Origin of the sequence: Paraburkholderia panacisoli (assembly GCF_008369935.1) — a bacterium.
Lineage (GTDB): Bacteria > Pseudomonadota > Gammaproteobacteria > Burkholderiales > Burkholderiaceae > Paraburkholderia > Paraburkholderia panacisoli.
This window is the reverse complement of the sequence record NZ_VTUZ01000039.1, coordinates 26,188-39,760: the sequence shown is the minus strand read 5'-3', so window position 1 is coordinate 39,760 and position 13,573 is coordinate 26,188. Positions and strand designations below refer to the sequence as shown.

The window sequence follows — 13,573 nt, the reverse complement described above, 5'->3', positions numbered from 1 at the left end:
GCGTCATGCCGTCGCACAACGCGTTGTTGCATTGCCCGTGCCATTGCGCGCAAACCGTTGTCCTGCAATGGATTGCGACGATAGGGCAGCCTTGCTGTCGCTAGAAGTGTTAGCGCCGGACCGACAGGTCAGCACCGAAAGTTCGGTCTTGCCAGCCAATTCGATGCTTGAACGGGAGGCGGGAGGTCACGGCGCGTCGGCGCGAGATACGCGTTGTGCTCGTATCGGAGCGGGCGTGTCGAGGGCTCGCTGAGCGGATTGGCCAGACTCTTGCGCTGGGGCGGCCTCGTGGTGGACATGCGTCCCGCGCCAGGTGCCCGCTCTTGCGTGTGGGGTGTTGAAGCATGCGCGATCGTGTCCCGCTCCGGTGCGAGTCGGGGCCTGGAGAAGCGTCCTTGCTTTTCGGTGGTTCTGCGCGAGAGTCCTTCGCGTGTATCGCTTCAGCTCGCGTGATCCGCTGTCATCGCGCCTTCACTTCAGCGTCGTGCGCGGAGGCATCATCGGTTTGCGTGGGCGTCGCCTGTCGCGCCGTTGGACGCCGCGGATCATGCAATTCGCCGGTCGACCAGCCGCCGCCGAGATCGCCGAAGAGCGACGCCGCGTCCAGCAGGCGCGACTCCTGAACACTCAGCGCGGTCTGCTGCGTGCTCAACTGCGTGGCCTGGGCGACCGCCACCGTCGTGTAGTCCACCGTGCCGGCCTGATACTCGTTGAAGGCAATCTCGGCGCCACGGTTTGCGTCGCGCACGGCCGATTCCAGCACGATCGCCTGCTCGGCCAGGATGCGCAAGCCGGACAGGTCGTCTTCGACGTTCTGGAACGCCGTGAGCACCGTGCCGCGATAACTGGCGACCGCTGAGTCGTAGGCGGCCTTCGCCGCGTCGACGTCCGCGCTGCGCAAGCCACCGTCGAAGAGCGTTTCGGTGGCGCTCCCGCCCAGCGACCAGACATAGTTGGCCACGTTCAGCAGACCGGACAACGGCGACTGCGTGAAGCCGACCAGTCCGGAGAGCGAAATCGTCGGGTAATACGCCGACACCTGCACGCCTATCGCCGCGTTTTGCGCGGCCATCCTGCGCTCGGCAGCGGCGATGTCGGGCCGGCGTTCGAGCAGCGTCGACGGCACACCGACCGGTACGTCCGGCAGCGTCGGCATCGCGGTGCTGTGCGTGATCGACAGCTCTTCCGGGTTCTTGCCCACCAGCACGGCAATCGCATGCGCGTTTTGAGCACGCGCCACGCCGAGTGCGATCAGGTTGGACTGCGCGGTGTCCAACTGGGTGCGAGCCGTGATCACGTCGCTCGGCGGGATGGTGCCCGCACGATCCTGCTCGGACACCACGTCGAGAAAATGCTGATAGGCGATTACCGTCTTTTGCAGGAGGTCGATATTGGCGTCGCTGGTACGCAGTTCGATGACCGCCGTGGCGAGCGCCACCTGCTCGGCGAGCGTCGCATTGGCGAGCGTTGCTTCGCTTGCCTGCGCCGACGCGGCGCTTTCCTCGATCGTGCGCCGCACCTGGCCCCACAGGTCGGGTGCCCAACTCACATTGCCCTCCAGCGAACCCGCGTTGACCACTCTGGCCGCATTGCCGCTCGCGGCACGCTCCTTGGTGGCCGAGCCGGTCGCGCCGATAATCGGAAAGAGACTGGCGTGCGCAGCCCGCACTTCCGCCAGCGCTTCCTGATAGTTCGCGTAGTCCGCACGCACAGTCTGGTTCGACACCGACACCAGGGGCTCGAGCTGGTCGAGCAGCGGATCGTTGAAGGCGGTCCACCATGTGCCCTTCGGTCCCGTTGCGTCCGGCACGGCTTGCGTCCAGCCCGGCAGCTCCGAGAACGTAGCGGGTACGTTGACTTGCGGGCGGTGGTAGTCCGGGCCGACCGTGCAGCCAGCGCCGAGCAGGGTCAGCGCTGCGACGACTAGCGGCCGAAGCGGGCTGCGGTGACCAACGCGACCCATGCGACCAAGCGGCCCCAGGCGTTTGCGGGAGATCTTCATCATCATGCCTTCGTGTCCGGTTGGCCCGGTTGGCCCGGTTGTTCCGCGTCCCGGTTCCATGGCAGGTTTGCGGACCACCTGACCAGCTTGAAACGCAGGCGGTCGAGGTAGAGGTAGATCACCGGCGTCGTATACAGCGTAAAGACCTGACTCAGGATCAGGCCGCCCATCACGGTAATACCGAGCGGCTGGCGCAGCGACGCGCCCTGTCCAATGCCGATGGCCAGCGGCACCGCCCCGAGTACCGCAGCGAACGTGGTCATCATGATCGGGCGCAGACGTATCACGGCGGCATTGTGAACCGCGTCCCGCGCGGACATGCCTTCGCTGCGCTGCAACTGGATCGCGACATCGACCATCATGATGCCGTTCTTCTTGACGATACCGATCAGCAGAATAATCCCGATCATCGCGATCACCGAGAACGGCGTGCCGAAGATCAGCAACGCCAGCGTCGCGCCAATGCCCGCCGACGGCAGCGTCGACAGGATGGTCAGCGGGTGGATCGAGCTTTCATACAGCACGCCGAGCACGATATAGACGACGCCGAGCGCCGCCAGGATCAGCAGCGGCACCGTGCCCATCGACTGCGAGTAAGCCGCCGCCGCGCCGGCGAACGATCCGTGGATGCTGGCTGGCATGCCGATCTCGCGGATCGTGTTGTTGATCGACACGGCCGCCTTGCTCAACGAACCGCCCGCCGGCAGGTTGAACGAAATCGTCGCGGCCACGAGACCGCTTTGATGGTTCACCTGCGTCGACGTATGGCTGTTCGAGTACGAGGCCAGTGCCGCCAGCGGCACCATGGTTTCCGCCAAAGTGCTGTCCGCGCTGCCGGTCGAACTGCCGCCCTTGCTGTTGGCGATGCTATTGGTGGTCGCGTTGGCTTGCGCGTTCGAGTTGCGCGCGTTCGTACCGGACGATGTGGCCGTGCTCGTGACGGTGGCCGCCGTCGCGGCCGACACCGTGCCGCTCGGCATCTGCGTGGCCGCCGTCCCAGTAGCATTACCCGAGGCCGTGCTCAGATAGATCTGGTGGAGCGTTTGCGGATACTGCCAGTAATCCGGCGCCACCTCCATCACCACGAAGTACTGGTTCAGCGGGTTGTAGATGGTCGATACGGTGCGCTGGCCGAATGCGTCGTACAGCACGTTGTCGATCTGGTTCGGTGCGAAGCCAAAACGCGCCGCCGTCGAGCGGTTGATCCTGACATAGGTCTGCAGACCGTTTTGCTGCAAGTCCGAGTTCACATCGAGCAACTGGTCGTGTTCCTTGCCAAGCGCGGCGACCAGCCGCGGCGTCCACTTAAACAGCGCGGCGGAATCGTCACTGGTCAGCGTGTACTGATACTCGGCGGCGGATTGCCGTCCGCCGATCCGCAGATCCTGTTGTGCCTGAATAAAGAGCCGCGCGCCGGAGACCTCGTTGAGCTTGGGCCGCAGGCGGTTCACGACCTCGGTGGCCGTGACGTGCCGCTCCGCCAGCGGCTTGAGTTCGATGAACACGTTCGCGGTGTTGAGCGCGCGGCCGCCGGTAAAGCCCGCCACCGAAGCCACGGCCGGGTCCGTCTGCACGATTCCCTGCAATTGCGCGAGCTTCTTTTGCATCGCCGAAAAGGAGATGCTCTGGTCGGCGATGATCTGCCCGATCAGGATGCCCGTGTCCTGCTCGGGGAAGAAGGTGGCCGGCACCAGCTTGAACAGGAACACGTTGGCCACGAGCAGGCCGATCAACAGCAGGATGACGAGCAGCGCATGATCCAGGACGGCCGTGAGCGAGCGTGCGTACGCATTCTTGAAGCGATCGAACTGCTTTTCGATCCACATCGCCCAGCGGGCTTTCGAATGACCGGCGTTGTCGCGGCTCAGCACATACGCGCACATGGCTGGCGTGACCGTCAACGAAATCACCAGGGAAATCAGGATCGCGATGGACAGCGTGACCGCGAACTCATGGAACAGCAAGCCAACCACGCCCGGCATCAGCATGATGGGCAGGAACACGGCGATCAGCGACAGACTCATCGAGATCACCGTGAAGCCCACCTCGCCGCTGCCTTTGAGCGCGGCCTCCTTGGGACTGAGCCCCAACTCCATGTGACGCACGATGTTTTCCAGCACCACCACCGCGTCGTCGACCACGAAGCCGGTGCCGATGGTGAGCGCCATCAGCGAGAGGTTGTCGATGCTGTAGCCAAGCAGGTACATCGGCCCAAAGGTGCCCACGATCGACAGCGGCAGCGCGACTGCCGGCACCAGCGTGGCGCGCGGCGACTGCAGGAAGATGAACACCACGCCCACCACCAGCAGCACGGCGATGAACAGCGTGCGCTCCGTGTCGCCCACCGACGACCGGACCGACTCCGAGCGGTCGATCGCGACGCCCACATGCACGCTGCTCGGCAGCGTCGCTTCGATTGACGGCAAGACCTGTCGGATCTGCGCGACAGTGCTCACGACATTGCTGCCCGGCATCGGATACACGATGACGAGGATGGCCGACTTGCCGTTGAAGAGCCCTGCATTGCGGATATTTTCGTTCGAGTCCCTGACCTCGGCCACGTCGCGCAACTGGACCGGCGCGCCGTTACGATAGGCGACCACCAGGTCGCGGTACGGCGCGGCGTGGGTGATCTGGTCATTGGAGGTGACCACGTAGCGCTGGTTGCCCACGTCGAGATGACCCTTCGCGCTGTCGGCGTTGGCCGCGCTGATTGCCGCGCGCACGTCTTCCAGACCGATGCCGTAGCTGTTCAGTTTGCCCGGTTGCAGCTCGACCCGCACCGACGGCAACGCACCGCCGCCGAGCGTGATCTGGCCTACGCCCTTGACCTGGGAGAGCTGCTGCTGGATCACCGAATCGGCGGAATCGTAGAGCTGCGCCTTGGTGAGCGTGTCCGACGTCAGCGAGAGCACCATGATGGGCGCGTCCGCCGGGTTGTACTGGCGATAGGTCGGATTGCTGCGCAGCGTGGTCGGCAAGTCGGCGCGGGCGGCCTGAATAGCCGCCTCGACGTCGCGCGCGGCGCCGTTGATGTCGCGCTTCAGACCGAATTCGACAATGATCATCGACGAACCGACATAGCTGATCGAAGTCAGCTCTTCGACGTCGGCAATCGTGGCGAGCCGCCGCTCGAGCGGCTCGGCCACGGTGGCCGCCATGATGTCCGGGCTCGCGCCCGCCATGTTGGCCTGCACCACGATGACCGGAAAGGCGATATTCGGCAACGGCGCGACTGGCAGCCGGAAATAGGCGAGCGCCCCGGAGATGAGGATCGCTATCGCCAGCAGCGTGGTCGCGACCGGGCGCCGGATGAATAACGCCGAGATGTTCAACGCGCGTCCTCCGCCCCGCCGTCAGGCGGATTCCGCGGACTATCGCGGTCGCGCCGGCGCCTCACGCGCTCGGCCATCCTGTCGAAGAACAGGTAGATCACCGGCGTAGTGAAGAGCGTCAGCATCTGGCTCAAAGTCAGACCGCCGATGATCGCCAGACCCAGCGGCCGGCGCAATTCCGAACCCGTGCCGGTGCCGAGCAGCATCGGCAGCGCGCCGAGCATGGCGGCGAGCGTGGTCATCAGGATCGGGCGGAAACGCAGCAGCGACGCCTCGAAAATCGCCTCGCGCGGCGCCTTGCCGTGATTGCGCTCGGCGTCCAGCGCGAAGTCCACCATCATGATCGCGTTTTTCTTGACGATGCCGATGAGCAGCACGATGCCGATAATGCCGATCACATCCAGGTCGCTGCCGGCGAGCATCAGCGCGAGCAATGCGCCGATCCCCGCCGAAGGCAGCGTGGACAGAATCGTCACCGGATGGATGAAGCTCTCATACAGCACGCCGAGCACGATATACACCGCTACCAGCGCCGCAATCAGCAGGTAGACCTCAGTCGACAACGAGTCCTCGAAAGCCTGGGCCGCGCCCTGCAGCGACGAGGTGATCGACGACGGCAGGTTCACCGATTGCTCGGCTTGATGGATATCCGTAACCGCCGTGCTCAACGACGCTCCCTTCGCGAGGTTGAACGAGATCGTGACGGACGGGAACTGCGCCAGATGGCTGATCACCAGCGGCGATTTGGTGATCTGGATCTTCGCGATGCCCGATAGCGGCACCTGACCCGTGCTGCTGGTCTGGCTCGGCAGATACAGGTCGCCGATCGACTGCACATTCGGCAGCGTTTCCGGTTTGGCGACGAGAATCACGCGGTATTGATTCGACTGTTCGAAGATCGTCGAGACGATCCGCTGGCCGAGCGCGTCGTATAGCGCGTTGTCGATGGTCGCGGGCGTAATGCCGAAGCGCGCGGCCAATTGCCGGTTGACTTCGACGTTCAAGCTCAGGCCGTCGCTATTCATGTCGCTTTGCACGTCGGCCAGCGACGGAATCTGTTTCAGGCGTGACACCAGTTCCGGCACGTACTTCTGGAACGCCTGCCGGCTCGGTCCGCGCAGCACGAAGCTGTACTGGTTCGGCGAGACCGTCGTGTCGAGCGTCAGATCCTGCTCGGGCTGCATGTACAGCTTCACGCCAGGCACGTTGGCCACTTCCTGCTGCAGATGCCGGGCAATCTCCTGCGCCGTGTCGGAGCGCTGGTCACGGTCGCGCAGATTGATCAGAAAGCGGCCATTGTTGAGCGTCGAGTTAGTGCCGTCGATGCCCACGTAGGAGGTCAGCGAAGTGACATCCGGGTCCTTCAGGATGGCGTCGGCGAGCGCGCTCTGGCGGTTCACCATCGCGGCATACGACACCGAGTTGTCGGCCACGCTGATCCCCTCGATCACGCCGACGTCCTGCACCGGAAACAGCCCCTTTGGAATCACCACATACAGGATGCCGGTCAGCACGACGGTGCCGACCGCCACCACGAGCGTCAGCACCTGATGATCGAGCACCCAGCGCAGGCCGCGTTCATAGGCGGCGAGCGTCTTGTTGAACAGGCCTTCGCTGATCCGCTCGAAGCGACTCGGATGACGCTCGGCCCGGGCGCGCAGCATGCGCGCGCAGAGCATCGGCACCACGGTCAGCGACACTACCGCGGAGATGACGATCGTGACCGCGAGCGTCACCGCGAATTCGCTGAACAGGCGCCCGATCACGCCGCCCATGAAGAGCAGCGGAATCAGCACGGCGATCAGCGAAATGGTCAGCGACAGAATCGTGAAGCCGATCTGGCCCGCACCCTCCAGCGCGGCTTCGAGTGGCGTCTTGCCCTCCTCCAGATAGCGCACGATGTTCTCGATCATCACGATCGAGTCGTCGACCACGAAGCCGGTGGCGATGATGAGCGCCATCAGCGAGAGGTTGTCGATCGAGTAGTTCAACTGGTACATCACGGCGAGCGTGCCGATCAGCGACACCGGCACCGAGATGCTCGGAATCAGCGTGGCGGGCACGTTGCGCAGAAACACGAAGATCACCGCCACCACCAGCACGATGGCGAGGATCAGTTCGAGCGCCGCGTCCGAGACCGACGAGCGGATCACGCCCGTGCTGTCCGACACCACGGTCACCTTCATGCCGGCCGGCAGCGTCGATTCGAGCTGCGGCAACTGCTTCATGATCTGGTTGACCGTGGCGATCACGTTCGCGCCAGGCTGCCGCTGCACGTTGAGCACGATCGCGGGCGAGCCGTTGTACCAGGCGCCGCGTTCCACGTCCTGCGCGGCCTGGCTGACTCGCGCGACGTCGCGCATGAACACCGGTGAGCCGTTCTGGTAGGCGATCACGGTGTCCAGATAATCCTTCGGATCGGTGATCTGGTCGTTGCCGTTGATCGTGTAGTCGAGATCCGGGCCGTCGAAATTGCCCTTCGGCTGACTGACGTTGACGTAGCTGAGCAATGTGCGCAGGTCGTCGATATTCAGGCCGTAGGCGGCGAGCTTGTGCGGGTCCGCTTCGACGCGGATGGCCGGCACGTTGCCGCCGCTCGTCGTGACGACGCCCACGCCCGACACTTCGGAAATCTTGGTGCCGAGGCGGTTGTTGGCGACGTCCTCGAGTTGGGTCAAGGACATCGACTTCGAGGTGACCGCCAGCGTCAGGATCGGCTGGTCGGCTGGATTGACCTTCGCATAGGTCGGCGGTGCCGGCAGGCCTGAGGGAAGATAGCTGTTCGACGCGTTGATGGCCTGCTGGACGTTCTGTTCGGCAATGTCGAGGTTCAGCGACAGATCGAACTGCAGCGTGATGACCGACGCGCCGTCCGAGCTATACGACGTCATCTGCTGCAGGCCGGGGATCTCGCCCAGCTGCACTTCCAGCGGCGCGGTGACCGTGGTGGCCATCACGTCCGGGCTCGCACCCGGATAGAAGGTCTGCACCTGGATGGTCGGATAGTCGACGTTGGGCAGCGACGAAACCGGCAGCACGCGCATGGCGACGAGGCCCACCAGCACGAGCGCGATCATCAGCAGCAGCGTGGCTACCGGTCGAAGAATAAACAGACGGGAGATATTCATCGGCGCGTGAGCCCGCTACGACGACGCTGCATTCGCCGACGCCGCCATGGACGCAGCGGCGGCTCCCGAGGCGGCGGCGCCACTGGCCGGGGCACTGGCCGCCGCCGGTTTCGCCTTGGCCGCCTGAATCTTTGCGCCGTCGTTAAGTCGATCGGTGCCGTCCGTGACCACCACGTTGCCTTGGGACAGGCCGGAGAGGATGACCGTGTTCTTGCCGTCGCTCGGGCCGAGTTTGACCTTATGCACGGAAACCGAATTGTTCGCATTGACGAGGTACACGAAGTCGCCCGGCGCGCCGCTTTGCACGGCGGGGGTGGGCACCAGCACCGCATTGCGCATCGTATCGACCAGCAGCTTGACGTTGACGAACTCGTTGGGGAACAGCGCCTCGTCATCGTTGGGGAAAGTGGCCCGCAAGGTGACCGTGCCGGTCGCTGTGGCCATCTGGTTGCTAATGGCATACAGCGTTCCCGTGGCCACCTCGCGCGAGTTGTCGCTGGTGTACGCGGTGACCGGCAAGGTGGCGCCCGCATTCAGGCGCTGCACGATGGAGCCCAGCGCGTCTTGCGGCACCGTGAACTGCACCGTCGTCGGCTTGATAGTGGTGATGACGACAATCCCCGTCGACGACGACGCCGTCACATAGTTGCCCGGGTCGACAAGCCGCAGGCCGACTTTTCCGGAGACTGGCGCGGTGATGCGGCAATAGGCCAGATCGAGGTCGAATTGGGCGATGGTGGCCAGATCGGACTGGACCGCGGCTTCGTCCTGCTGGACGAGGAACTGCTGGTCCGCGAAGATCTGCTGGGCGATCGACTTGTGCTCGTTCAACTGCGTGTAGCGGACAAGATCGGCGCGCGCCTGCGCGAGCGACGCGCGGTCCTTGGCGAGTGTCGCCTGAGCCTGCTGCTTGCTGATCTGATATTGGCGCGGATCGATCTGGGCGAGGAACTGGCCTTTCTGTACTTCCTGGCCTTCGTGATAGCCGACGGCCGTGAGGTAACCGCTCAGTTGCGGCAGCACGGTCACGGTGGCGGTCGGCGTGACCGTGCCGAGCTCGCTCAACGTGACCGGCATCGAGCCGAGTGTCGCGCTCGCCACCGTGACGACGATGGGCGCAGTCTCGCGGCCGGGTTTCTTGCGCGTCAACAGGTGGACGGCGGCAACTGCGATCAGCGCCAGCACGATAACCACGAACAGGATGAGCCCGCGTCGGGAGCGCTTGGGCTGCTTGGACACGGCTTCGTTCATAGGTAGCTCCGGAAACAGATGCTGTCCTCGATGACGGGGCCCGGAATGATCCTCAGCCGGGATTGAACAGTGCCACGGCTTCTATGCGTTGTCATCGACTGGCGATCCCCGCGACAGTTTGTTATCAAGACGTAAGCCAGATGGCTGCGCGAGCGGCGCAACGGGGTGACGGCACAGGCAGACTTTACGGCGTGGCGATTGCCCTGCGTGACAGTCAACGCGCATCGTAACGTGCAGTAATGTTTGATCATCGGCCCCTGTCGCAATGGAGCTTACGGCGGACCGCCGATTGCCGCGCTGCTGCCGGTGCGATCATGCCGACACGCCGTATGTTCTTCAGATCCGCCTTGATGGAAAAGGACCGACACCGGTTGCATCGAGGCATGGGGTCAATGTACCCGGCTCGGACGAGGTCTGAGTTACCAGAGTGCAACATGTTGGCGTCTGAAAGACGTCGCCTGGTCTCGTCGGCTTGAAACTCGCGCCGACGGATCGTTGGATGCGGGCGTGGTTATCGAAGGTCGGACCCAACAAGCGGTAGTGAATGCCGAAAGCTTATTGAAATTCGGTGGGCTAGTCGGCTGGTGCCGAGCAGACGACTGTATGAAGGAATTCGTTCAGTATCCGAAGCGATGATTGTGCGGCGCGGCGACAATACGACCCGGCCCCGGACGCCGGGTCTGCCGTTCGTCCGGGTGTGGAGGCGGGACGGCGCGAATGCACCCCCGCTCTGTGCGAGGCATCACGCCCGGCAAAACCTGTCGCGCTTCACCGCGAGTGGCGCAGTACGCAATCAGCGCCGCTGCGCATTCGCGGAGCAGCCATGCGCGTGAAGCATCGAGTCAAGCGCCGAGACTTGGCCTGCGCGGGCCTAATGGTCTGCTGCCAGCGCTTTCAGATGCGCGTCGCCAGCATCTTTCGCGGCGGCACGCGTTTCGTAGGTGCCGTCCGAAACGAGCGAACGCTTCACCTCCCGGCTGCCGAAGTCGACTAGCGTGATGACCCAGACGAAGCCCCCGGTTTGCTCGGCCGTCTGTACGAAAGCTTGCGTGTCGCTCCTGTTGTCCGCATTCATCGTCATCTCCTGAGGAAAGTCGGCCAGTTAGGGGAGCCGAGCAATAATCGAGCCGATATCGTCCTTATTGAAAGCCCGTAGCGTCTGTGTGCGGATATTGCCCAATGAACCCAGCGCCAAACCGAAGGCGGTGAAGCTCTGGTCGTCTGCCGCCTCGACGACCGTAACGATGTCGTATTCGCCTAACGTCCAGTAGATCTGTTTCATTTCACAACCAAAGCCTTTCGCCATCTCCGCCGCCTGAACGGCTCGCTGAGGACTGTTCTTGACCGTGCGGATGCCCTGATCGGTAAACTGCGCCAGAACCACATAAGTCACCATAATAATTCCCCTTACGATTGAAACGTGTTGGGATCCGCGCGCCGCCGGCACCGCAAGACGCAATTTCATTTTCCGTATTGCCAGGGCCGTCTCGCGCGTAAACTGATTCTAGGCAATCCATTCGCACGCCACGCGCTATTTGCCCGCATCTGGCGCAGCGCTGGAATGCGACGCGCGGGCAGGCGCGCGCCGGCTGCAACACGGAGGTGGCTATGACTGATTTCAAGGAGGCCCGCGAGTGGATGGTCGAGTGGCAAATCGAGCGGCGCGGCATTGGCAATCCCCGTGTGCTGGCCGCGATGCGCCGTGTGCCGCGTGAGGAATTCGTGGCCGCCGATCTTCGGCAATACGCGTACGAGGACACGCCGCTACCCATCGGCAACGAGCAGACCATTTCGCAACCCGCGATGGTCGCGTCGATGATCGACGCAGCGGAACTGAGCCCGGGCGACCGGGTGCTCGACGTCGGCACCGGCTCGGGTTACGCCGCCGCCGTCGCCGCGGCGATCGCGGCTCACGTGCACTCGATCGAGCGTCACGCCGGCCTCGTCGATACGGCTCGCGAAATCCTGGCGCGGCTGGGGATCGCCAATGTGACGGTTCATCTCGGCGACGGCACGCTCGGTCTCGCGGAATACGCACCGTTCGATGCGATCATCGCGGCGGCCGGCGGACCGCGCGTTCCCGACGCATGGTGCAAACAACTCGCGCTCGGCGGGCGGATCGTGATGCCGGTGGGTCGCGATCAGCACTATCAGCGGCTCATCAAGGTCGTCCGGCGCACTGAAGCCGACTTCGACAGGAGCTGGCTCGGCGACGTGAGATTCGTGCCGCTCGTTGGCGAAGATGGCTGGCCCGAGCAGGACGGCGAACCGCGCAATGCGGGCAGCGGTATCTGCCACGGACGACTCGGCGCAATTGCGCGCGCCGCTTGCATCGGCTGCGGATAGCACAGAGCGGACGCGGATTCGCTCAGCCGATGCGGCGAGAAGGAAACTGAAGCTCTCGTCGCGTCGTTCTTCTGATTCTGCGGATCCGCGCTGATTTCCATCAGGACTTCTGCGCATCAAAAACCTTCGGGTTTGATGATCTGTGTTCAGGCAAGCACGATTCCCAGCGGAGTAAGATGCAAACGCGGCTACGCCCGTGAGCAGTCGCGCATCAGCCGCGCCGTGTTCGCTGTCAGCACCGGCCTGTCGAAGGAAGTGCGAGCACCCTTGCGAGATGCTGTTGAGCCAAACCGGAAGGAGAAATTCATGACCGCCATGATGAAAGCCGCCGTATTCATCGAACCAGGCCGTATCGAACTCGCCGACAAGCCCTTGCCCGACGTGGGCGCCAACGACGCGCTCGTGCGCATCACCACCACCACGATCTGCGGCACCGATGTGCACATCCTGAAAGGCGAATACCCCGTCGCCAAAGGCTTGACGATCGGCCATGAGCCCGTCGGCGTGATCGAAAAGCTCGGCAACGCGGTGGTCGGCTATCAGGAAGGACAGCGCGTGATCGCCGGCGCCATTTGTCCCAACTTCAATTCCTATGCTGCGCAAGACGGCGTCGCGTCGCAGGACGGCAGTTACCTGATCGCCAGGGGCCAGTGCGGTTGCCATGGCTATAAGGCGACGGCGGGCTGGCGCTTCGGCAATATGATCGACGGGACGCAGGCCGAATATGTGCTCGTGCCCGATGCGCAGGCGAACCTCGCGCCCATCCCCGACGGCTTGACCGACGAGCAGGTGTTGATGTGCCCCGACATCATGTCGACGGGCTTCAAGGGAGCGGAAAACGCCAACATCCGTATCGGCGACACCGTGGCCGTGTTCGCGCAAGGACCGATCGGCCTGTGCGCCACGGCGGGTGCGCGCCTGCTCGGCGCCACCACGATCTTCGCGGTGGATGGCAACGACCATCGCCTCGGCATGGCCCGCAAGATGGGCGCCGACGTCACGCTCAATTTCAAAAATTGCGATGTGGTCGACGAGATCCTGAAGCTCACCGGCGGGCGCGGCGTGGATTCGTCGATCGAAGCGCTCGGCACGCAGGGCACGTTCGAGTCGGCGCTGCGCATCCTCAAACCGGGCGGCACGCTTTCGAGTCTCGGCGTGTACTCGTCCGATCTGACGATCCCGCTTGTGGCGTTCGCCGCGGGCCTCGGCGATCATAAGATCAACACTGCCCTGTGTCCCGGCGGCAAGGAGCGCATGAGACGCCTGATGAACGTGGTGGAGTCGGGGCGCGTCGACCTTGGCGCGCTGGTCACGCACCACTACAAGCTGGACGACATCGTCGCAGCATACGATCTGTTTGCGAATCAGAGAGACGGAGTGCTCAAGGTGGCGATCAAGCCGCATTGAGCGCAGGTGGTGCGGGAAGCGGTTCGTTGTGCGAGGGCGCGCAGCGGACCGTTGCCGGGCCTGGCCGCTCTTCGTGGCACGGTTCCCAACGCGCGCCCGCCTGC

The 13,573-nt window shown here is 63.9% G+C and carries 8 protein-coding genes; 2 read left to right on the top strand and 6 right to left on the bottom strand.

Annotated elements, in window-relative coordinates; translation table 11 throughout:
• Positions 1 to 460: 460 nt before the first annotated feature.
• The 6 genes from FVF58_RS38155 to FVF58_RS38130 all read right to left on the bottom strand — a co-directional run bounded on the left by FVF58_RS38155 (position 461) and on the right by FVF58_RS38130 (position 11,112).
• Complete coding sequence (locus FVF58_RS38155) at positions 461 to 1,963, bottom strand: efflux transporter outer membrane subunit (RefSeq protein ID WP_425469007.1); 1,503 nt, start codon at positions 1,961 to 1,963, stop codon at positions 461 to 463.
• A 41-nt stretch (positions 1,964 to 2,004) separates the two neighbouring features.
• Complete coding sequence (locus FVF58_RS38150; protein WP_149674850.1) at positions 2,005 to 5,337, bottom strand: efflux RND transporter permease subunit; 3,333 nt, start codon at positions 5,335 to 5,337, stop codon at positions 2,005 to 2,007.
• Entirely contained in the window at positions 5,334 to 8,465 is a 3,132-nt protein-coding gene (locus tag FVF58_RS38145) for an efflux RND transporter permease subunit (protein WP_149674849.1), read from the bottom strand. Before FVF58_RS38145 ends, FVF58_RS38150 begins: the two co-directional genes overlap by 4 nt.
• Positions 8,466 to 8,480: 15 nt before the next feature.
• Positions 8,481 to 9,716, bottom strand: coding sequence for an efflux RND transporter periplasmic adaptor subunit (locus FVF58_RS38140; RefSeq protein ID WP_149674848.1), 1,236 nt, complete (start codon positions 9,714 to 9,716; stop codon positions 8,481 to 8,483).
• Positions 9,717 to 10,587: 871 nt separating this feature from the next.
• Positions 10,588 to 10,791 carry a hypothetical protein gene (locus FVF58_RS38135; RefSeq protein ID WP_149674847.1) on the bottom strand — a complete coding sequence of 68 codons (204 nt, stop codon included), beginning with the start codon at positions 10,789 to 10,791 and terminating at the stop codon, positions 10,588 to 10,590.
• 27 nt (positions 10,792 to 10,818) lie between these two features.
• The gene (locus tag FVF58_RS38130) at positions 10,819 to 11,112 is read right to left on the bottom strand and encodes a GYD domain-containing protein (protein WP_149674894.1); all 294 of its coding nucleotides are present in this window, start codon (positions 11,110 to 11,112) and stop codon (positions 10,819 to 10,821) included.
• 212 nt (positions 11,113 to 11,324) lie between these two features.
• On the opposite strand from FVF58_RS38130, the gene FVF58_RS38125 reads away from it, so the two are divergent.
• Together FVF58_RS38125 and FVF58_RS38120 are read left to right on the top strand one after the other, a co-directional pair.
• A complete protein-coding gene (locus FVF58_RS38125) occupies positions 11,325 to 12,062 on the top strand; it encodes a protein-L-isoaspartate(D-aspartate) O-methyltransferase (RefSeq protein WP_149674846.1) in 738 nt (245 codons plus the stop codon).
• 306 nt (positions 12,063 to 12,368) lie between these two features.
• Positions 12,369 to 13,469 carry an NAD(P)-dependent alcohol dehydrogenase gene (locus tag FVF58_RS38120; RefSeq protein ID WP_149674845.1) on the top strand — a complete coding sequence of 367 codons (1,101 nt, stop codon included), beginning with the start codon at positions 12,369 to 12,371 and terminating at the stop codon, positions 13,467 to 13,469.
• Positions 13,470 to 13,573 lie beyond the last annotated feature (104 nt).

Bases quoted from the DNA above. Each gene is read 5' to 3' on its own strand.
- FVF58_RS38155 (WP_425469007.1), bottom strand. From the start codon at position 1,963: ATGGGTCGCGTTGGTCACCGCAGCCCGCTTCGGCCGCTAGTCGTCGCA.
- FVF58_RS38145 (WP_149674849.1), bottom strand. From the start codon at position 8,465: ATGAATATCTCCCGTCTGTTTATTCTTCGACCGGTAGCCACGCTGCTG.
- FVF58_RS38125 (WP_149674846.1), top strand. From the start codon at position 11,325: ATGACTGATTTCAAGGAGGCCCGCGAGTGGATGGTCGAGTGGCAAATC.
- FVF58_RS38130 (WP_149674894.1), bottom strand. From the start codon at position 11,112: ATGGTGACTTATGTGGTTCTGGCGCAGTTTACCGATCAGGGCATCCGC.
- FVF58_RS38140 (WP_149674848.1), bottom strand. From the start codon at position 9,716: ATGAACGAAGCCGTGTCCAAGCAGCCCAAGCGCTCCCGACGCGGGCTC.
- FVF58_RS38135 (WP_149674847.1), bottom strand. From the start codon at position 10,791: ATGAATGCGGACAACAGGAGCGACACGCAAGCTTTCGTACAGACGGCC.
- FVF58_RS38120 (WP_149674845.1), top strand. From the start codon at position 12,369: ATGACCGCCATGATGAAAGCCGCCGTATTCATCGAACCAGGCCGTATC.